The 19,775-nt window shown below is 59.4% G+C and carries 18 protein-coding genes and 2 pseudogenes; 7 read left to right on the forward strand and 13 right to left on the reverse strand.

All coding sequences use genetic code 11. The features are described from left to right. Window positions 1-9 precede the first annotated feature (9 nt). Window positions 10-924 carry an NAD-dependent epimerase/dehydratase family protein gene (locus E3O28_RS13155; RefSeq protein ID WP_241973130.1) on the forward strand — a complete coding sequence of 305 codons (915 nt, stop codon included), beginning with the start codon at window positions 10-12 and terminating at the stop codon, window positions 922-924. Here E3O28_RS13155 and E3O28_RS13160 read toward each other — a convergent pair. Then, on the reverse strand, window positions 921-2,036 hold the full coding sequence (locus tag E3O28_RS13160; protein WP_134416349.1) for a glycosyltransferase: 1,116 nt from the start codon (window positions 2,034-2,036) through the stop codon (window positions 921-923). The two genes, E3O28_RS13155 and E3O28_RS13160, sit on opposite strands and share 4 nt — an antisense overlap. 164 nt (window positions 2,037-2,200) lie before the next feature. Here E3O28_RS13160 and E3O28_RS13165 point away from each other — a divergent pair, with 164 nt between their 5' ends. From E3O28_RS13165 to E3O28_RS13170, 3 genes are all read left to right on the forward strand, one after another. Then, window positions 2,201-2,434 carry a hypothetical protein gene (locus E3O28_RS13165; protein WP_134416351.1) on the forward strand — a complete coding sequence of 78 codons (234 nt, stop codon included), beginning with the start codon at window positions 2,201-2,203 and terminating at the stop codon, window positions 2,432-2,434. A gap of 986 nt (window positions 2,435-3,420) precedes the next feature. After that, window positions 3,421-3,864 carry a transposase gene (locus tag E3O28_RS16725; RefSeq protein WP_198411606.1) on the forward strand — a complete coding sequence of 148 codons (444 nt, stop codon included), beginning with the start codon at window positions 3,421-3,423 and terminating at the stop codon, window positions 3,862-3,864. Next, window positions 3,762-4,688, forward strand: a complete 927-nt coding sequence (locus E3O28_RS13170) for an IS110 family transposase (RefSeq protein ID WP_198411607.1) — start codon at window positions 3,762-3,764, stop codon at window positions 4,686-4,688. The genes E3O28_RS16725 and E3O28_RS13170 overlap by 103 nt, the downstream gene beginning before the upstream one ends. Window positions 4,689-4,790: 102 nt before the next feature. On the opposite strand, the gene E3O28_RS16730 is transcribed toward E3O28_RS13170, so the two are convergent. Together E3O28_RS16730 and E3O28_RS13180 are read right to left on the reverse strand one after the other, a co-directional pair. Beyond that, the gene (locus E3O28_RS16730) at window positions 4,791-5,399 is read right to left on the reverse strand and encodes an IS30 family transposase (protein WP_347232390.1); all 609 of its coding nucleotides are present in this window, start codon (window positions 5,397-5,399) and stop codon (window positions 4,791-4,793) included. A 1,230-nt stretch (window positions 5,400-6,629) separates the two neighbouring features. Further along, window positions 6,630-7,457 carry a glycosyltransferase gene (locus E3O28_RS13180; protein ID WP_134416353.1) on the reverse strand — a complete coding sequence of 276 codons (828 nt, stop codon included), beginning with the start codon at window positions 7,455-7,457 and terminating at the stop codon, window positions 6,630-6,632. 333 nt (window positions 7,458-7,790) lie between these two features. Between E3O28_RS13180 and E3O28_RS13185 the strand changes: the two genes are divergently transcribed. Both E3O28_RS13185 and E3O28_RS13190 read left to right on the forward strand, forming a co-directional pair. Further along, on the forward strand, window positions 7,791-9,170 hold the full coding sequence (locus E3O28_RS13185; RefSeq protein ID WP_134416355.1) for a hypothetical protein: 1,380 nt from the start codon (window positions 7,791-7,793) through the stop codon (window positions 9,168-9,170). After that, entirely contained in the window at window positions 9,163-10,524 is a 1,362-nt protein-coding gene (locus E3O28_RS13190; RefSeq protein ID WP_134416357.1) for an O-antigen ligase family protein, read from the forward strand. Before E3O28_RS13185 ends, E3O28_RS13190 begins: the two co-directional genes overlap by 8 nt. Before the next feature lie 85 nt (window positions 10,525-10,609). Here E3O28_RS13190 and E3O28_RS13195 read toward each other — a convergent pair whose 3' ends face one another. The 5 genes and pseudogenes from E3O28_RS13195 to E3O28_RS16555 all read right to left on the reverse strand — a co-directional run bounded on the left by E3O28_RS13195 (window position 10,610) and on the right by E3O28_RS16555 (window position 13,484). After that, entirely contained in the window at window positions 10,610-10,912 is a 303-nt protein-coding gene (locus E3O28_RS13195; protein ID WP_134416359.1) for an ATP-binding protein, read from the reverse strand. A 311-nt stretch (window positions 10,913-11,223) separates the two neighbouring features. Further along, window positions 11,224-11,901, reverse strand: a pseudogene (locus tag E3O28_RS13200) (ATP-binding protein); the annotation flags it as partial. Further along, a complete protein-coding gene (locus E3O28_RS16545; protein ID WP_174721908.1) occupies window positions 11,901-12,101 on the reverse strand; it encodes a hypothetical protein in 201 nt (66 codons plus the stop codon). The pseudogene E3O28_RS13200 and the gene E3O28_RS16545, both read right to left, overlap by 1 nt. After that, on the reverse strand, window positions 12,098-12,763 hold the full coding sequence (locus E3O28_RS16550) for a hypothetical protein (RefSeq protein WP_174721909.1): 666 nt from the start codon (window positions 12,761-12,763) through the stop codon (window positions 12,098-12,100). Before E3O28_RS16550 ends, E3O28_RS16545 begins: the two co-directional genes overlap by 4 nt. A 73-nt stretch (window positions 12,764-12,836) precedes the next feature. Next, on the reverse strand, window positions 12,837-13,484 hold the full coding sequence (locus tag E3O28_RS16555) for a hypothetical protein (protein ID WP_174721910.1): 648 nt from the start codon (window positions 13,482-13,484) through the stop codon (window positions 12,837-12,839). A gap of 420 nt (window positions 13,485-13,904) precedes the next feature. Between E3O28_RS16555 and E3O28_RS17040 the strand changes: the two are divergent. Then, a pseudogene (locus tag E3O28_RS17040) lies at window positions 13,905-14,107 on the forward strand (IS3 family transposase); the annotation flags it as partial. A gap of 36 nt (window positions 14,108-14,143) precedes the next feature. On the opposite strand, the gene E3O28_RS13215 reads toward E3O28_RS17040, so the two are convergent. The 5 genes from E3O28_RS13215 to E3O28_RS13235 form a co-directional block, all read right to left on the reverse strand. Next, window positions 14,144-14,980 (reverse strand): glycosyltransferase, encoded by an 837-nt coding sequence (locus E3O28_RS13215; RefSeq protein WP_166784830.1) that lies wholly within the window; start codon window positions 14,978-14,980, stop codon window positions 14,144-14,146. Window positions 14,981-15,061: 81 nt separating this feature from the next. Beyond that, complete coding sequence (locus tag E3O28_RS13220; RefSeq protein WP_134416365.1) at window positions 15,062-16,552, reverse strand: sugar transferase; 1,491 nt, start codon at window positions 16,550-16,552, stop codon at window positions 15,062-15,064. A gap of 77 nt (window positions 16,553-16,629) precedes the next feature. Then, on the reverse strand, window positions 16,630-17,556 hold the full coding sequence (locus E3O28_RS13225; protein WP_134416367.1) for a hypothetical protein: 927 nt from the start codon (window positions 17,554-17,556) through the stop codon (window positions 16,630-16,632). A gap of 50 nt (window positions 17,557-17,606) precedes the next feature. Next, on the reverse strand, window positions 17,607-18,251 hold the full coding sequence (locus E3O28_RS13230; protein ID WP_134416369.1) for a low molecular weight phosphatase family protein: 645 nt from the start codon (window positions 18,249-18,251) through the stop codon (window positions 17,607-17,609). Window positions 18,252-18,253: 2 nt separating this feature from the next. Beyond that, window positions 18,254-19,678, reverse strand: coding sequence for a polysaccharide biosynthesis tyrosine autokinase (locus tag E3O28_RS13235; RefSeq protein WP_134416371.1), 1,425 nt, complete (start codon window positions 19,676-19,678; stop codon window positions 18,254-18,256). Window positions 19,679-19,775: the final 97 nt, after the last annotated feature.

Consider the following 19,775-nt stretch of genomic DNA (forward strand, 5'->3'; position numbering starts at 1 on the left):
AGATGTCTGGTGATCGGTGCGAACGGATTCATCGGTTCGCATGTCGTGGATGCGCTCGCAAGCAAGGGGCATGAAGTGACGGCCTTTGATCGGTTCAGTTCCGGAGAGGTTTCCTTCAGCTCACCGAACGTGACGCGGCATGCGGGCGATTTTCTGAATCATGCGGACTTGGCCGACGCCCTAGCTAATCAGAAATTTGTATTTCATTTCCTATCTACCACTACCCCCGCGATCGCGGATAACGAACCAACTCTTGATATCCGAACCAACATCTCGCAATCGGTTGACCTCTTCCAGCTATGTGCAAATGCGGCCATCGAGAAGGTTTACTTCGCATCGACGGGCGGTGCAATTTACGGCGACCAAGGGCATTCTCGGTATCGAGAGACCGACCTCGCCCTTCCCGTTTCTCCTTACGGTATTGCGAAGTTGACTATCGAGCATTACCTACGATACTTCCGCGCAAAACACGGCCTTGACTCGGTGAGCCTGAGAATCTCCAACCCTTACGGAACCCGCCAACATCCTCGAAAGACACAGGGTTTGATTCCCATTGCACTGCGCCAAATAGCGTTGGGCGAGCCAGTCCTCCGATTCGGGTCCGGGACGATGATCCGTGACTTCATCTATGTAGAGGATGTCGCACGGGTCATAGCAGAGATGACGGGCATCGAGACGGAGCATGATGTGTACAACCTTGGAAGCGGTCGAGGCAACACCGTCAACAATGTCTTAGAGACAATCCGCAAAGTGACAAAACAGGACTTCGACATTCGTCAAGTCCCGATACCTCCAACGTTTGTCAACAAGGTTGTACTGGATACGACCCGCATTAGTGCCGAATTCTCTGTACGTTCCTTGATTTCATTGGAACACGGCATAGAGAAAACCTGGGCCGGGCAACTGGAGTCGGCTTTTCGCTAAACGTTCGCGATACCCTTCCGGTATAAGCCCACCAGGATGTTCACAACCGCCCGGATGCTGAACCGATCTTGAATACTTTGTTCCGCGTTTCTAATTATCGAATCTCGAGCATCCGGTTCCCGAATCAGCCGCTCGACGGCGTCTGCCATCCCAGTGGGTGTGCCGTCTGTGACGAGTCCCGCTAAGTCTTCCCGGAAGTAGGGTGCAAGCCCGCACGAATCTGTAATTACGCACGGCGTTCCAATTGCCATTGCCTCAAGCACCGTAACCGGGAATGGTTCATTTACGCTTGGCAAAACAAATACTCCGCTCCGTCGGAGCCTACGGCGCACTTCCGAGTAGGGTATAGGCCCCTCGTACTCGAAGACCTCCTCCAGCATGTGGGCTTGGATGAAGGATTGAAGTTCCCGCAAATCGCCTTCGTCCGGACCTACGACGACGAATCGGCACGGGACACGCCGGCCGCTCAGGATCCGGGCCATCTCCGCGAAAGCCATCACGCGCTTTCGGGGGTGAAGTCGTGCCATGAACATGACTACATCCGAAGTACGAGACTCGCCGTCGTGGAGTCCGCCGCTTTCAACACCGTTCACCAAAAATTCAATGGACGCTTCTCCACGCGACAGGGCCGATAATGCTTCGTCATCTACGCCTTTGTACGCGATTACGGAGCTCGCACGGCGTAAGACCGGCCTGACGCCCAAGAAGTCGAATACGCGTGCGCGAAGTCGAGCATCTGGAACAACCATTCCGTGGGGCTGCACCACGAAGTTCGCTCCTCTAAGCGAGAGAAACAATGCCACTGGGAGAGTAATAAGATCACGGGCCAGGTGGATATGCACTACATCATACGACCCATGGTTCGCTCGAATGTGGGACAAGAGCCCAGGCGCAACCAAACCGCTGAAGCCGGCTGGGAGGAGAGAATGTGTGTGAAACAACCGCACTCGGACACCAGGAGCGTCAATTTCCGCAACGCCGTCCCACCCCGCCAATAATTCCACATCATGGCCACACTCTGCAAGCTGTACTGCCTGAGCGACGGCGACAGAAACTGGCCCACCAAATGCCGCGTCGGCCGAAATATAGGTCACAATCTGCGCAATCTTCACCCTTCGAGGCTAACGGCGTTTGGAGTTCGCCTTGAACACATTCCCTTCTCGAAATAGATAGGACATTTCGCCTTGACCCCGGATGGTGGATTGCTCTCTAGAAAGATTGTTCATGACATACGCCAGGAGTTTACTCCTGCGTTTCGAAGTCGAGGCCCTGAAGCTTGGGAATGGAGACCGGTCGGACGGTGGCAGCAGCTGGGCGCGAGTTCGGCCTCAAGGAAGCCAAGCTGGACCGGTTGGTGAGCTTGTTCAATTCCATCCAAGACGCTGGTGAGGCCGCAGCCACGGTGACGCAGGAGGACCATCTGGTGTGGCCTGAAATTAGCCCGGCACCTCTATCGGCATTTATCGTCAGCTCGTCGCGGTTGGTGCTGTTCTGCAATCTTGTCGATTAGGAGCCCGCTCGGCCAGTTGCGCGGATTCGCCGGTGGCGACCACCCAGCCGGCCATGCAACGGAGGTTGATGTCCGTGATGGAATAATGGAATAGAGGTGGAAGAGTACGACCAAGTTGCCCGGCTTTTCAGCGTGGTGCGATCCCACGAACACACCTGGATCGGTTCCGACGCGATCAGTTCTGGTTTCGCAGGGGAGAGTGCATGGCCAACTCGTGCCGGTCGGATGTCTCGCCATGGACCCGGCACAGCCGATACATCGTCGCCACCTGGCAGAGGTAGCTGCGCGAACCAGACCGGGGACGAGGCTTATTTAATAGCGTCGGGGAACAGCGGCGGTGGCGGTAGCAGGAGGCCTACTTTCGACCGACCAACAGCACCATGGCCCACATGCCATAGGAGCGTGCTGATTTAGATGGCTGCAGTGGGCCCAGCGGCTCAAGTGGGCCGTCATTGAGCCGCGTGTGAATGTAGTTTGGGTCACTCGCGGGATCTATTCAGTGTTGCGAGCCACGCCAGGCTGGCGAGGTCGTCTGCATTGGGTGAGTGCGGGGGGGGGCCCTGCCTGGGTTCTTCAGCCAAGGGCACAAACCCCATTCTGGCTGGTGAGTCCGAGGTTGAGGAGTCGTTTCAGGTTCATTGCAGCCGCGGGAGTGTTCCACCAGGCATGGTTCTTCACGACTCGGCCGAGAGGTCACTGTGACCAAGCCAGCAGCGTGAGTTAACGCCAGCTGAAAACAGTAAGCATGGAGCTGCCGCGCAGCCGCACCTGGGCGAATGAGAATCGAGGGGGTGGTCACCTCTTGCTGGCAGCGTCCTGGGGATGGATTCTGATGATGTGTTTGTCGGGCTGGACGTCGATGGCCCTTGGTGCCCATGAGCTCGGAAAACAGTGTGGCGTGGAGGGTTGTGGGCACCCGGTCGTGCTGCCTTGAGCGCGAACTTCAGAGTCCTTGACTGACGGCCTTCCTCCGGCAAGCACTTGTGATGGTGGTGCAACGGAGGAAGGTCGCAACGGATGGGGTTGTTCAATATTGGGCTGACTTGGGTGTCCATCGGGATACCGTCGTGGCCGCCGTGATACGCCCGAGTGGGCGGGGAAAACGTGAGGTCGAAACACGCACATTTCCCACCGACACGAAGGGTCTGCTGACGCTCGGCGGCTGGCTTGTCGAACAAGGAGTGACTCGGGTGGGCATGGAGTCCACTGGTGTGTATTGGAAACCGATCTTCTACCTGCTGGAGGATCGCGTCCCCGAGGTGTGGCTGTTGAACGCCGTCCATTTGAAGAACGTTCCGGGCCGGAAGACCGATGTGGGCGATGCCAAATGGATCGCCCAGTTGGTGGAACACGGTTTGGTGCGACGTCATTTGTCCCGCCGCCTCCGATCCGCGAGCTTCGAGACTTCACCCGGCATCGTCGGACCTTGAACGAGGAACGGACTCGAGGTATTCAGAGGTTGGAGAAGGTGCTTCAAGATGCCGGCGTCAAGTTTTCGGGTTCCGCGTCGACGATCTTGACGAAGTCGGGTCGTGCGATCTTGGACGCGATGCTGGCCGGCGGGGCCGACCCTGCTATCCTCGCAAACCTGGCGCTGGGTCGAATGCGGTCCAAGATTCCGCAACTCCAGGACGCTCCTCAGGGCACGTTTCGGGTATCGCATCACGACGTCTTTGTGAAGCAGATGCTCGCTCACATCGATTTTCTGGATGGCCAGACCGAGCAAATCGATGCTGAGATTGAACAGCGGGTGATGGAGCACGAACCGGTTCTCGAACGCGTGCAAACGACCCCCGGTGTCGGCCGCAAGATCGCGGTCAGTTTGGTCGCGGAGATCTGCGGCCACATGAGCGTCTTTCCCTCAGCGGCGCACCTGGCTTCTTGGGCTGGAATCTGTCCCGGTAACAATGCGTCCGGCGGCAAGGCCAGGTCAGGTCGGACCCGTCACGGATCGGTGGCGCTCCGCACCGTGCTCACCGAGGCAGCGCAGTCGGCGGCCCGCACGAAGGGCGCGTACCTCACCGCGCATTTCCACTCGGTCAGGAGCAGACGCGGAACCTTCGAAGCGATTGGGGCTACCAGGCACGACATCCTCGTCGCCTACTGGCACATCATCCACGACGACGTTGACTACATCGATCTGGGAGCTGATTGGGCCGTTCGACGCCAAGGCCCAGAACAACAACGCGCCCGCCTTGTCCACCAGATCGAGAAACTCGGCCGAGAGGTCACGCTCACCATCCCAGCCGAGTAGACAGTACCGTTCCCGGGAGCAGCTCGCAAATTCACACTTCAGGGCTGGAAACGCCAGGCGAGTTCTAGGGCGAATTCCAGCGGTCGTCGCAACACGGATCAGTTATTTGGATCGTAGAACGTCGGCGAGGAGCTGGGCTGGTGTTGTCCAACCGAGTCGTTTCCGGGGCCTGTTGCTGATCTTGGTCGCGACGGCGGCGAGGTCGTCGGCGCTGTGAATGGCGAGGTCGGTGTGCTTGGGGAAGTACTGCCGCAGCAGTCCGCTCATGTTCTCGTTGGAGCCGCGCTGCCAAGGCTTGCCGGCGTGGGCGAAAAACATGCCGTCCGTGAAGAGGGATGCGATCTTGTCGTTGCTGGCCATTTCGGCGCCCTGGTCCCAGGTCAAAGTCCGCTGGAGCTCCTGCGGGAGCGCAGACATCGCGGTGATGAGCGATGCGTTGACTTCAGCTGCGGTGTGCCCACCGGGAAAGTGCAGGAAGACGGTGTAGCCGCTCTTGCGGTCTACCAGGGTGCCGATCGCCGAACGGGTGCGCGTGCCGATGATCAGGTCGCCTTCCCAGTACCCGAACCGGGCCCGCTCGTTTGCGACCTGGGGATGGTGATCGATCAATGTCGCCGGTGCGATGAAGCGTGGGGCACGTACGTTGGGGCGCCGACGACGCTTACGCAGTGGCCGGCCTGTTCGAAGATATCGTGTCAATTTCTTGGTCAAACCGATGTTTCCCGGCCATTACAGGGCCTGGCAGATCGTTTCGTGGCACACGTGCCACAATCGTGTCTGTGGGTGAGCGTCTCGTAGCCAGTAGCTGATCTATTCAGGGCTCCAATCCAGTTTCAGCTTGTCCTGGACCAGGTCGCGGAGCTGGAGGTCTTGCCCGATGCGCCCAGTTCGCGCCCGCGGAATTTGTCAGGGTCAATGAGGCCAGCGTGAGTTTAGGCGGCTAATTTTGGCTCTTGTTCTTGAGCTTCGAGGGGTTTGTTGATCCAGGCCGCGTCGGGGGTGGCAAGGATTTGCAGATGGAGAATCCTTCTCGCCTGAACAAGGTGATCCGCCCACGTTCGATCAGGCTCAGGTACCGTTCGTGTCGGTCTGCCTCAGCAAGTCGTAGCGGTGCGATCCCGACACGTTGAGATCGCCAACGATGACCGGTCGTGCACCCGATCCCGACGCGCTTCGCGGCTGCGATCGGTCCGACCCAGGCAAGGATGAGCTTCCAATACTCATCTCCGCGGTAGAGGTTTCTCTTGCGCCCACGTCTGGCCATCTTCACACTCCAAATCTTGGTGGAGTGTTGCGACGACCTAGAACTCGCCTGGCAGAAGTGGCCCTGTTTTCAGTCGGCATTAAAAACGTTGATACCAGAGCCCTGACCAGCTCGGCCGATTCACACATCAGAACCCCCAAAGTCGATAGATCAGGGCCACCGACCAGTAAGGAACCAAGTCCGTATGGGCGATTGGGCGAAGATGCGGCAATCGTATTCAATGCGCGATCACTAAAGCGCGAGGGATGGTGCAGCGGCCCTCGGCCGGAACGACTGCCGAAGTACGCGCGGCGCGCATTGAGATCGATTATCGACGCGTTCGCCCCGCAGATTCCGGCGCTGATGGCCCGCACCGACGATGCCTGCATAGACGTTTGGCCAAGCGGGTCGGCTCGCCCGGATCAACGCCGGTGTTCCGCGACAAGGCCGCCGGGATCGGCCCGTACACATTCCGCCGAATTTGGCTGGCTGCCTCGACCGCGACGGGCTGGCAGGTCCAGTGCGACTTGTGGTGTACGCACGAGCCTCTACCGCTGGGAAACAGGCTGACGACCTCTTCCGCAACTCAGCGCAGCTGCCCGAGGATTGCTGGGTTCGGGGACGATCATGAGCACTCTTCCTCGCACTGCACACGCTGACCGATGAAATACGAAACGAGGTCTAGTCAAGATGCTTGACTATCGGTCGGAACTCCACTCGTCACGGCTTGGCGAGTATCGGAGGATTCTAGAGTTCATGAGTGCCTTCACCCGGCCAGGAGCGTGCCAGACCGGCCGTTCGAGCATTGCCATCACAGACCGAAGCAAGGAGCGCTTTGACACGAGAGTTTGAACCTCTCTTCTATAGCCGGAGCGATCATTGCCAAGGTGCCCTCCATGATGGCGGAACCCTCCGAGAGCAGCCTCCACGATCAGCGGCTCACTCAATTGTGCAAATTGCCACCACAGGAAGTAGTCCCCCGCAAGCTTAAAGGTGGAGAGTCTGTCTAGATCTACCCGTTTCATGGCAGACCTCGTCCAGAATGTTGATTCCTGTTGAATGTGAGGCAGTTGCGCACCGTAGTAGCCGGATAAGATCGAGGTGGTCCGATAGCGAAAAGGGAGACTTGCGCGCACTATGCTGCCGCTGACGGAGTAGTGGATGTGCATGCCACACAACCAGTCCGAATCCCCCCGATCGAAGATTCGCCCGACAACGTCGAACGCCCCCGGCAGCAAGAGGTCGCCGGCGTTCAAGTAGAAGTAGATGTCACCATCCACGTGACGCAAACCCTTGGCCAGCGCGTCGTACATGCCCGAGTCTGGCTCGCTGATGACGCGCACGAGACTGCCACCCACCTCAGCCGCAATCTCAGCAGTTCTGTCGTCGGAGGCCCCGTCGCAAACGATGTAATCAATTTGATGGCGACCCGACGCTACACCAGACTGCTCGATGATACTTCGAATCGTTTCGCCAACCAGCGTTTCGGCGTTTCGGACAGGGGTAACGATCGCGAAGCGTGTCAACCTACGGCCCCTTGGGTATCACTGGAATTGTTGGTAATGGATGATCTCCGCCAGTTTGACAAACACGTTGATCTCGAGGAGACACGGAGCGACGTATCTATGCTCGAAGGATCACGCACGTGGTCCGGTTTGCGTCGTTTAGTACTCATCTTTTTTTGCCCCCTTGAAGCTCAGAGTCATTGACACCCAAGCCGAGTTCTGATTGTACTCGCTGGGCTTCCGACCGATGATGACGCTGAGTCTGAGCAGACCCAGCGTCTTGATAGGCTGCAGCGTTGGTTTATAACGGCCTTGGCGCTCAAAGAGGGAAACGGATTGTCAATGGGAAGAGCTGTGGATCGCTCGATCTTCCGCCAGGCTTTTTCCGGCTCAGTTCTGAGGCTGATTGGGCTCCCCATTGTTGCGATCGCCGGGATTGCCAATACTTCCCTTGTTGTAGCAAACACCGGCATCGCCGCGTATGGAATCGTGAACACCGTGGCGATGTTAGGAGCCCTGCTGCCCTTTTCTGATTTGGGTGTCGGGGGCACCGTGACGACGGCCGTCGCCCTCGACTCCGTGGCGCCGAGGGCCGGGCTGAAACACAAGCTTAAAGCGGCTTACTTTGTTCTGATCGCAGTTGCTTTTTTTATCGTGATCACAGCTTCGATGATGGGTATGTTTGCGCTGTGGAGTCCCCTGCTCGGCCAGGACCTCTCGGTGAGTGACAATAGAATCATCTCGGTCGGTGTTTCGGTTTTTGGCCTCGCCGTGCCGTTGGGTCTCGGGGTAAGAATCCTGATAGGGCTTGGGAGAAATGATTTGGCCGTCGCAATTGCGATGACATCTTCAATTTTTTCCCTTGCTTTTACCGCTGTGATGGCTCTGGCGGGCGGGCACGGTATGATCTTCTCCTTGACGAGCTTCCTCGGCCTGTTTTCAGCAGGTCTCATCAGCACATTCCTTGCGCATCACCTACTGAGGAAGGGCGCCCCTACTCGGGATGCCAGCCAAACCCTCTTGGGATCAAAACCGATACGGCGATACGATTTTCGGGCGCTGTCGGGATCCGGCGCGTTGATCATCATCACGATTGGCCTTCCGCTCGGCCTTGAGACAGGGCGAATCCTACTTTCACGTACTGGTTCTCCGATGATGCTTTCGCAGTACGCGCTGATGGCCCAACTCTATGCAATCACGTGGTCAGTTCTCTCCACGGCTTCAGGCGCTTTATGGACGATCTTCGCGCAGCGAAGGGCGGACCCCAATGGATCGATCGCCATATGGCGATGGATGGTGGTCTCGTTTGGGCTGCTAAGCGCTTTTGGGGCGGCCTTCCTCTGGGCCTTGGCGCCTTGGGCCGGCTCGGTAATCTCTCATGGGGAGATCCTAATTCCACCCGTACTCGCCATGTCTTTCGGAGCCTTATTGATCGCCCAGAGCTTGCACCTCCCAGCTGGAAGCCTCTTGACCACGCCAAGACAGCTGTGGGTCCAAGCTGTTTGCGTCCTTGTGATGGCTGCACTCAGTCTAAGTGTTGGCCTCTTATTGGCGAGGACGATGGGAGGAGCAGGATTTGCGCTTGGGGCGGCGACCGGCGTCCTAGTTGGTCAATTCCTGCCAGACCTGCTGCTGGTCCCGAGGCTAGTTCTGGAGGGCACGGTTCGGCGAAAATCTAGGAAATATCCTGGCCAGCGATTGGTGCCGGTCAATTACAGGGGGCACCGTGAATAGCCCATCGACGGGCCTGACTGCGGTCTTACTTTTTGCCGGAGTGCTTAGCGCGGTCTCGATCTATCGCCTGTTCGTTCTCTATGCGCCCAAAAGCATTCTGAGTGTAGCAACGGCGTCCATCGTGGGGATATTTCTTGCCACCGCAGCACCAAGTATGTTTTCCAAAGTAGCAAGCCAACAGGTTACCTTTTACAGTGCGCTGAAGGAGCCAGTCACCCTCAATGGCCGAATATTTGACATTGCGTCCGGAGTCGGGTTGGTCGCTCTCGCCGGAGTGCTCCTTGTTGCTCTTCTCAGGGCGATGAGTAGCTCCCGGAGCATCCTCAGTGCCACGGTCGGGCCACCCCTCGCTCTGGCCACAATCTTCGGCGCGATTTCTGCAGGCACGTTACTTAACTCACATCGATGGCCGTCCCTCGTAATCATCACTGTGATCATCCTCTTGCTGGCTGTAATCCTGAAAGATTTCAAGAGGCATAATTTGACGTTCGGCGTCACTTTGATCTCGCAATGCATCGCGCTTGCGTCGGCAGTTTCCGGTCTTCTCGGCTTACCAGGTGCAGTAGAAATCTGCCGGGCAGACAAGTGCGGCGTGGCCGGTGTTCTATTCAGCGGAGTCGCGAGTCATGAGAACTCTTTGGCACTCATGCTGGTGATGACGCTACCGTTCTTGCTCGTCATTGGCGACCGGCGGCTTATGGCAACGTCCGCGTGTGCGGTGCTGCTCTTAGTCGTCGTCTCGGGGAGTCGAACCTCACTCTTAGCGCTCGGTGGTCTCGCGCTTGTTTGGTTCTTAGTCGTAGTCCACGGAGATCGGGTTCCGCGGTTCCGACCGGGTATCTTAGCCCTTGTACCGCTGGGCGGCATTGCGCTTTCTGTCGTGCTCACCACCAGCGACTTAGCGCCCAGCGCCTTCACCGGGAGGGCTGGCCTTTGGGAGATCGCACGCGGGTACATCGCCACGAACCCTTGGATTGGCTTAGGAGCCGAGGGGTGGTCAGACATCAGACGAACGACTGGTTCTTTCGACTCAGCGTCCGTCTATTCCCCCCACAACCTGTTTCTGGACGTCTGGCTCCAAGGCGGTTTCATCGCTGGGGTGGCTTTTGTTGTCCTGCTAGGGTATTGGATTGGTCGGGGGATCCGCGGTGATTTCGCGTCATTGTTCTACGTTACGACCCTGGTGTGGGCTGGAATCCTTGAGCGCCCCGTTTCGTTCGGTGCTCCGGATTGGAGTACTATCGCTCTTGCTTCCGGCATCCTCCTTCTCGCCAGCTCCCCGCGAGACGAGGTATGGCCTTTTCGGCCAAACACGAGAATCAGCGCCAAGACTCCTCCGATCATGTCCCATTGACTGCAACTGGATTCTGCATGCGGGGGTTTTGTTCACAACATGAGGAGCCCAACTTCTGACGGCAAGTAGTCGTTGGATAACCTGCTCACCGCTCTATGCGCACTGAGCCATGGTGCCGACATAGCCCCTTTGGCGTAGAGGGCCCGGTTGAGGATTTGTACTCGTCAACCCAGCGCGCTGGCCCCGTCTGGGAGGCGATCATTGTGGGAAGGCGGCGCTCCCGGTTCGCGAGGATTGCGAACAGGTCGCTGGCGGCGTCGCTGTCGATGCCGACGATGAGGAAATCGTCGATGATGAGCAGGTCGATGCTGGAGAGCTCGTTCGACAGCTTCTGGTGGGCGATGCCGTCGCCGCGGGCGATGACGAGCCTTCGGGCGAGGTCGTCCATCCGGAAGTAGAGAACCGAGTGCTCGCTTTGGGAGGCGCCAAAGTGTTAACGCCGACCGAAAACAGGACCATTAACGCCGATTGAAGACAGGACCACCGACCAGTATGGAAGGTGATCAATATGGACGATTGGGCGAAGATACGCCAACTGTTTTCGACGGGTGAGTACTCGAAGCGGGAGATCGGGCGGCTCGTCGGCGTTTCGCGGGGGACGGTGGAGCGGGCGCTGGAAACGGACCGGCTGCCGAAGTACCAGCGGCCCGCTGTCGGGTCGAGTTTCGACGCGTTCGCCCCGCAGGTTCGAGCGTTGTTGGCGAGGCGGTTCACGATCGAGTCCGCCGCGACCCGGTCAGGCAGCTCGGCAACCCAGTGCGCGGGCCCGGTCTGCGAGGCGATCATTGTTGGCAGCCGGTGTTCGCGGGTCGCAAGGATCGCGAACAGGTCGCTGGCGGCGTCGCTGTCGATGCCGACGGTGCGGAAGTCATCGATGATGAGCAGGTCGATGTTGGAGAGCTCGTTCAACAGCTTCTGATGGGCGATGCCGTCGCCGCGAGCGATGACGAGCCTTCGGGCGAGGTCGTCCATCCGGAAGTAGAGGACCGAGTGCTCACTGTGGCAGGCGCCGATGGCCAGCGCGCAGGCGCGGTAAGTTTTTCCGCCGCCGGTGGGCGAGATGATGAGCAGGTTCGTCGCATCGGAGCGCCAGTCATGGGCGGCATAGCGCCGCGTTCTGACCGGGGTGATCCCGCGTCCGTCGCGGTAGTCGACTTCGACGACGGTCGCGCCCGGGATCGGGAACGCGGCCTGGCGGATGAGTTTGTCGACCTTATTGATGCGTCGGGGCTCCAACGCGTCGTCGACGGCACTGAGGAACAGCTGCTCGGGGGTGAGGGTGTCGTTGGCTTCGTCCTGTATTTGTTCCTCCAGCCGGGTCGCAACATGGGTCACGCGCAGAGCCCGGAACTTGTCGTAATCGATGCTGGTGAACATCACTTTCCCTCCTCGTCGCGTGCGTAGTGGGAGGCGTCGCGAACATAGACGTCTGGCATGGTGTCGCGGAAATCGACGGTGCTGACGCGTTTGCGCGTGGAGGCCGCCGGGACCACCGGCCGGGGCTTCTTCGCATCTCTGTCGATCGCCGCCATCAACCGTTTCAGTGTCGAATAGGTCGGATAGCCGCTGCGGTTCACGAGCTCTTGGCAGGCCGCCTCCAACCGTTCCCGGTTGTTTTTGCCCAGCCGGCCAGGATGTTCTGGCAGGACAGGTAGCCCTGCGCCTCAATCACTTGGCCGTCGAGGATCTGCTCGATCACCGTCACTGTTGCCGGCCCAACGCTGCGCGCCCGGTCGGTGAACCACCGCCGGAACCACAGCCCGTCGATATTGCGGTGCTGCGGCGGGACATGTTCCGGCAGGGTCGAGTACTGGCCTTTCCGGCCAGTCAACCGGGGGTGTTCGCAGAGCATGTCGTTCCCGTCGAAGACCGTCACTCGGGACGACGTCAGCCGGACCCGCAGCAGCTTGCCCGCCAGAGCGAACGGCACGGAGTACCGTTGCGTGTCCGCGGTGACGTGGTAATTCCGGGCCGCTTTCAGCTCCTTCCACTCGACGTCCTCAAACCCGGCGTCGGGCAAGGAGCCAAGGAGCTCTCGCTCCTCGGTGTTGAACCTCTCCCACCGGGTCGTGTCGTCGGCGCGGCGAATGTCGTGGTTGATCTCTCGCACCCGCTCCTCGATCGCGTCGTTCAACTCGGTGAGGGAAGTGAAGACATCATCGTCGAAGTAACCGATGACGCGTTTGTTCACGACGTTCACCGCGTTTTCGGCTGCCGCCTTGTCGCGGGGCCGCTTCACGCGGGCTGGGACGATCGCGCATTGGTAGTGTTCGGCGAGCTGCTAATACCGGGCATTCACGACCCGCTCCGCGTCACCCTTGTGGGTTTGGTGGGTCGAGGTCGTCGGGTTGTCCGGAACGACGATCTGCGGGACGCCGCCATAAAACGCGAACGCCTGAACGTGGGCGTCGAGCCAGGCCGGGGACTTCATATCCGCATAGACGCGGCAGAACATCATCGAATGGCAGAACCGCGACGAACAGCACCGCCCTGGTGATCTCGCCGGTGACCGCGTCGACCAGATCGATGGTGTCGCCAGCCCAGTCCACCAGCATCGCCCGGCCCGGCTCGTGGCGGAGCACCACCACCAGATCCTGGGTGCGGAGATAGTCCGTGAACAGGGCGCAGAACTGCGAATACCCATACTTCTTGCCCGCGTCTTTGGTATCGACGTAACGGCGCCAGGCCAACAGCAACGTGAAGTTCCGGTTCGCTTTCATCGACGTCACTACCCGCGCCAGGTCGGGCTGGACGTACTCCTCCGATACCTTCCGGCGCCCGTCCGGGAACCACTTCGCGAGCTCAGCGTCAGTGACCGCGACCATCGAGGTCAGACCCCGGTCCTGGACCTCTTGCCGGACCCGGGCCACGTCGCGATGCGAGCACCCCGCGATCTCTACGACTTCGCGGTAACTCCGCCCCTCCAGCAACAACCCCAATATTTTTCGGTAGTCCGCCATGACCCGCCCTTAACAATGAAACGACGACGCCGTATGCGTTGTCTATTCACAGCAGAGCAGTCCACTGACCGCCAGCGCTACCGTACACCCGGAAACGTGCTACCAACGCGCCAGACTACCGCTACCACCAAGCGCTACTCGCCACGCAGCGATGCTGAGGTGTATGCGTTGCTGTTCCCGGGTCGTGGCGAGCACGAGAGTGTGTTCGTGCAGCCAGCGCTACTCGCCAACTGGCCCCCGACCGCGCGACAGCCTGGCACCGCAGGGCAATACCGGTGGCACCCGAAGGCAATATTCAGCGGCCTCACAACCCGCAAATACTTAATCCTGTAAGCGAAGTCTTGAGTGAGGTTGTAAACGATGTCCTGAGAGATCACCTACCACCTACATGAAATACCGCAACCACCACGCTACTCACCAACGCGCCCGCAGCCCGCGAATTCGATTCATAGGTAGGCGCTGATCGCCCAAATGCACTATTTCTTCGAGGTCACCGACAGCACTTACGGCTACCGGAGCATCCACGCCGACCTCGCGGCTGAGCAGACTGAGTGCTCGCCCCAGCTCGTCAAGCAGGTCATGCGGCAGATCGACCTCGTGCCTGCCAGCCGCGGCCCTTCCGGATCGCGCCGAGGGTTTCACCCGAGGCGCCCACGCTGTCAACCGAACTGCGGACCTCTCTCTCGGCCGCGCACGATGCGGTAGATTTTCGATTCGCGAATCGGAGTTGACAGTTGAATGGCCACATCGACTGCCGAAGCTATCACCGCGAATGCATTCTGGAACCTCGAGACTAGGTGGTGCTTCCTCGCACGACGCAATTCCCGCACGAACGACCAGCCAAAACTCGCCGTCTTGGTTCCGCCGTGAATTCTCAACGCACCAATGGGTACTGATTCTGGCAGCCGAAACGCGACGGTTCGGGGGTTCTGCCACAACCGCAGAAAGAGCTCAAAATCCATACAAAAGTGATACTCATTATTAAAACCGCCGATTTCTTCAAGCCACGCTTTCTTCACGAAGGTTGCACCACTCCAGGGCCGTCTGCGGCCAAACGCCAGTGTTTCAAAGGTCATTACTCCGGGATGGAGTCGAAAAATCTCCCGCCCGTCGGCATCAATTCGCGAGTACGAGCCGTAGATCACGTTGACATCCCCATCGAGGCCTTTAATGGCTCTCTCGAATTCCCTAATCGCCCCTGGCAAAACAACGTCATCGGCGTTCATCCAGAGTATCCACTCACCCCTAGCACGACGCAAAGCCTTGTTTAACCCGTCGGATTGGCCGTCGTCCGGGGCGCAGATGACTTTCAACTTGGGGTCCCTAATTGAAACCAGAGAGCGCAGTGAATCATCGGTCGAATTTGCGTCTTGGAGACATATCTCTGAGAACTCATCCAGCTGTGGCAACACCGAAGTGACAGCACTCAGAAGGTACTTGCCCGGATTGAAGGATGCAGTAAGGATGGAAAGCCCGCGCACTTCATGATCAGTCAATTGGATCTCCTGCGTCAACAACTAAAAGTACAGAGGGCTCCTTCGGAGCCAAAGGGGGGAAACAATGCAGGGGCATGAACATCAATACGCCCCGTGCCCGGGCCCTACGATGGCCTTCAGAGTTCGCCACAGTATTACGAGGTCGCCCATCATGGACCAGTTCTCGACATAGTAGAGGTCAAGGCGAACGCTGTCTTCCCAGGATAGATTCGAACGGCCACTGACTTGCCATAGACCCGTGATGCCAGGTTTCACAAGAAAACGACGATGCACATGCGTCTCGTAGTGGTCCACTTCACCGCTCAGAGGAGGGCGAGGGCCCACCAGCGACATCTGACCCGCAAAGACATTGATAAGTTGCGGAAGCTCGTCCAAACTGTAGCGTCGCAAGAAACGACCAACCCTCGTCACACGCGGATCGTCTCTCATCTTGAACATGACGGAATTACCTTCGCTGCGCTCCAGCAGGACTAACTCGTCGAGCTGGCCTTCTGCGCCGGTGATCATGGATCGAAACTTTAACATACTGAACAACGTGCCATTAATGCCGACCCGCACTTGGCGAAAGAGGAGAGAGCCGGGCCCACCTAGCCGAATAGCCAAGGCGACTCCACCAAAAAGTGGCCAAAGCGCTAGCAAGAGGAGACCGGAGCCGATGACGTCAAATGCGCGCTTAGCGAAGAGAGTTCTGCCTTCATAGCGTGGAGTCTCAACGTGAATTAGCGGCAAGCCTGCGACGGGACGGGTGTGGATGCGTGGGCCACCAATATCCGTCAGGCTCGGAGCGACGACCAAATGGTGCTTCCCAGGCTCCAGGCTCCAGCTAAGTTCCCGCATCCGGATTGCAGAAAATTCTGAACTGCTGGTCACGACAACGGTATCGGCCTCGGCTGCTTGAAGTGCGTCCAGGAGGGAATCCATATCGCCCAGAATTGGGATATTAGATCCATCCAGATTCGAATCTGGAAATCCATCTGGAACGCAGGCACCTACCACGAGGTAGCCGGCGCCAGGCTGACGAGCCAGCTCTCGGTTGATTCGCGCAGCCGAGACCTGAGACCCTACCAGGAGCACACGGGACGAGAACTTGCCACGAAGCCGCTGCACGACCAGCCACTGTCGCCAGATCCAGCGAGAAAACACCAACACGATCATCCCTAAAGGGAAGGCGAGCAAGATGTAACCGCGTGCCACGTCAACATGAAAGAGAAATGCGACGATGGCCAGGAGGCCGAAGAGCCTCATCGAAGCCCCAGCAATGAGCTTGTATTCATCTGGGCCTGTACCGAGCACACGATAACCTCGGGAACCGTAGATACCGAGCATCGCCATCCAACAACCAATGAGAAGGATCGACACGATGGAATAACTTAAACTCAGCTCCGACGGGTTGCCCCGGAATGCAAGATCTTCTGTATCCAGACCGAACCATAAAATCTGCACGCCAAGCACGACCCAGATCAGGACCAGCAGATCCGTGATTGCGAGACGGGCTGCGTAGACACTCCGCCAGTCGCGACCCTTAGCCGCCCACCCCACAGCCGCTGTTTCCGATAAAGCGCTCTTGGTCATTTTACTCTCCACTGTGTTGCGGGCACCGCAGTGCTATCGGCCCTGATGCGCACTGGCGCCTCGTTGTGACATACTGCCTACTTCCAGGTAGCGCCTCCGTCTGCTGAACGAGCGAGTGAATCGCCAGCCCAGAGCCACATTGTGTCTGCTGTCTCCGACACGGTAACGTTTCCCGACAGCTTTGCGGGCGAGGCGGTGCTCGGGTAACAGCCGAACGGGCTGGGGGCCAATGCTGCGGTGAGCATCAGGAGTTGCACCCCATCACATTCGACTGTTCCGACGGCAGCTGCCAGGTAGCCGCCCTCAGCCGCCGCTAAGTTCATTACGCCCGGTGCTCGGCTTGGCTCCGACCAGGTCCTAGCCGCGTCCGCGGTGGCGAAGACTAGTCCGTCGGCGCAGAGCGCCGCGGCGGATTCATCGTCGCGGACGGCCAGCGTGACGACGGCGTCGCAGGGTGCCTTGGCGTCGCCGACGGGGCTGTGCACGGTTGCCCGATCGGCCGGGTCGACATACCAGGCGCCGTTGATTTTGTCGGGATAGGACGAGTAGTTGTCTCCACCGACGTAAGTTTTGACAAACTCCGGAGCACAATCAGTCTCAGTGAGACCCACCATTTCGATCACACTCGCACTGGTTACCATGAGGCGCTGCAGTGCGGTGACATTGGCCGGGCCTGTGGCGTCGGTCGTCTTCCAAGTCGCCCCCCCGTCGGTCGTGAGTTCCGGAGAGGCCGGAGTTGACGGGCAGTCACCGGTGACGCCACGCCAGGCCGTGTTCTCGTCTACAGCACCTAGGAGTCGGGTGGGCGGCAACGGGAGAATCAATTCAGCTGCCGGGATGACAGTAGGTGTGGCGGTTGGAGTGCTCGCGCGGGGCACTGCGGCAATCGTAGACGTGGTTCGGGGGGCGCTTGCCTTTGTTTCAACTTGGTGCGACCCGAGCGCCAAGACGACGAGGAAGATGTCAACAGCTATGAACGCGCCAACGGCAAGATACACGGACATTCGGCGACGGGAGGTGTCACGTGGAACGAAGCGGGGAGGCTTGGCCATCGCTAGCCCCTGCCAGTTGTGGTGGCCAGAGCGGTTGCGATGGTGGTGACGGCGTTGTCGATGATGTGACCGACGCGGTCATAGACCTCAGCGGAACGGCGGTAGGGGTCTTCGATGTCGTCGTCGCCTGGGTGTGCCGGTGGTAAGGCTAGGCCTTTTGTGGCGTTGATTTCGGCGAGGAAATTGGTGATCGTTGGGGTGTCGACAGGCTCAACCACTGGTGGCTCGACCGCCGGGAAATCGGCTACCAGTCTGGCGAACTGATTGAGGGTGTAAGCGTAGCGGTTGGCGCGGGGGTGCAGGGAGACGACCTCGCCTCGGTGCTCGCGGGTGGCAGTGAGGATGAGGTCGGCGGCTGCGATGCGGTCAGCGGTGAGCTGCTGAGCGGCGTGCGGGGTGGGCTCTGCGCCGTGTTGGGTGGCCAGGAATGCTGCTTCGTCGGTCATGGGGTGATCGACCATGGCGCGGGTTCCGGCGCTGGTGACGATGGCGGGGATGCCGGCCGCGGTAAGGCGGGACTGGAGGAGCTTCTCGGCCAGGGGGGAGCGGCAGATGTTGCCAGTGCAGACTATGAGGATGTTCATGGTGTCCGCGGGGCATTCGGCAGGCTCGACCACCGGGGACTCGACCACCGGATAATCGCCCATCGTCAGCGCCCTGCCTTCGCAAGTATGCGGGACTTGCGGGTGGTGGGTTCGACCACTTCTTCGGCACCGTAGCCGTAGCCGTAGCCGTAGCGGCCGTAGCCGTAGGCATCGGGGCCCTTGGTGGGCAGCATGGTGAGCACCAGGCCCGAGATGGGCGCACCAACGTTTTCGAGAGCCGAGATGGCCGCCTTCAGCTGGTTCTTGTGGGTGCGGCCGGAGGCAACGACGATGATCGCGCCACCCACGCTCTGGGCGAGGATGGCGGCATCTGTGACAGGAAGCAGCGGCGGGGCGTCGAAAATGACCACGTCGAAGGTCCTGTTGAACTCACCGATGAAATGCACCATGCGGGCCGAGCCGAGCAGCTCACTCGGGTTCGGTGGCACGTGGCCAGCCGGCAGCACGAACAATTTGCCCTTGCCCCACGGCTGAACGATGTCCTTCAGTTCGGCTCGGCCCACAAGCAGGTCGGTCAGGCCGACCGTTCCGTCGATGCCCATGTAGTCGTGCACCTTGGGACGGCGCAGATCGGCGTCGACGAGCAGCACGCTCAGGCCGGAGTCAGCGAGTGCAATGGCCAGGTTCGCTCCGGTGGTGCTCTTGCCTTCACTTTCGATGGAGGAGGTAACCACGAAGCTGCGGTCGGTGCGACCTACGTCGAGGAACTGCAGGTTGGTGCGCAATGTGCGGAACGACTCGGCGCGAGGACTGCGCGGGTCGACATGCACGATCAGGGGGCGTTCCCCTGCCTTGGGGTCGAAGACGATGCCACCAAGAATGGCGACGTCGGTCACCGATTCCACGTCGCGCTCGGTGCGAATGCGGGTGTCAAGCGTTTCGCGGAGCACGGCCAGGCCGATGCCCATGGCCAGCCCCACCAAGGCTCCCAGGGCAATGTTCAGAGGCACGTTGGGACTGACCGGCACCGTGGGCACCGTGGCCTCCTGTGCGCGAGTCAGTTTCACCGGAGAGATCGCGTCGGCGATCTCGGGTGTCTCAATGGTCTGCACGACGGCAGTGAGACTATCTGCAGCTGCGTTTGCGATTTGGGCAGCGCGCGCCGAATCGGTCTCGATGACGGTGATCTCGATGATGGACGTGTCGAGCGGCGCAGACGCAGTGATCTTCTTTGCAAGCTTTTCGGCGGTGATGTCGAGGCTCAGACTGTCGATCAGTGGCAGGAGCACGAGGGGCGTAGAGACGAGGTCGGAGTAGGTCTTCACCCGCTGCACGGTGAAGCTGCTGCCCTGCGCGAGATCATTCGTCGTGGCGCCTGCCTGAGTGGAGACAAACACTTTGGACGTGGCGCTGTACTTTGGCGTCTGCAGGATGGAGTAGGTGGAGGCTGCACCGACGGCCACGAGGGTCAGGAGCACGATGAGAACCCAGCTTTTGCGCAGGATTCGTATGTAGTCGCGAAGTTCCACGCGGCGGCCTCCCATTAAATTACAGACAAGGCACGAACAAGGTACCCCCGGTCCAGTTTGGCATAGAACGCACTGCTCCCACTCACACAGCCGCCCG

The sequence above is a fragment of the Cryobacterium sp. TMT2-14 genome, from assembly GCF_004402465.1.
GTDB lineage: Bacteria > Actinomycetota > Actinomycetes > Actinomycetales > Microbacteriaceae > Cryobacterium > Cryobacterium sandaracinum.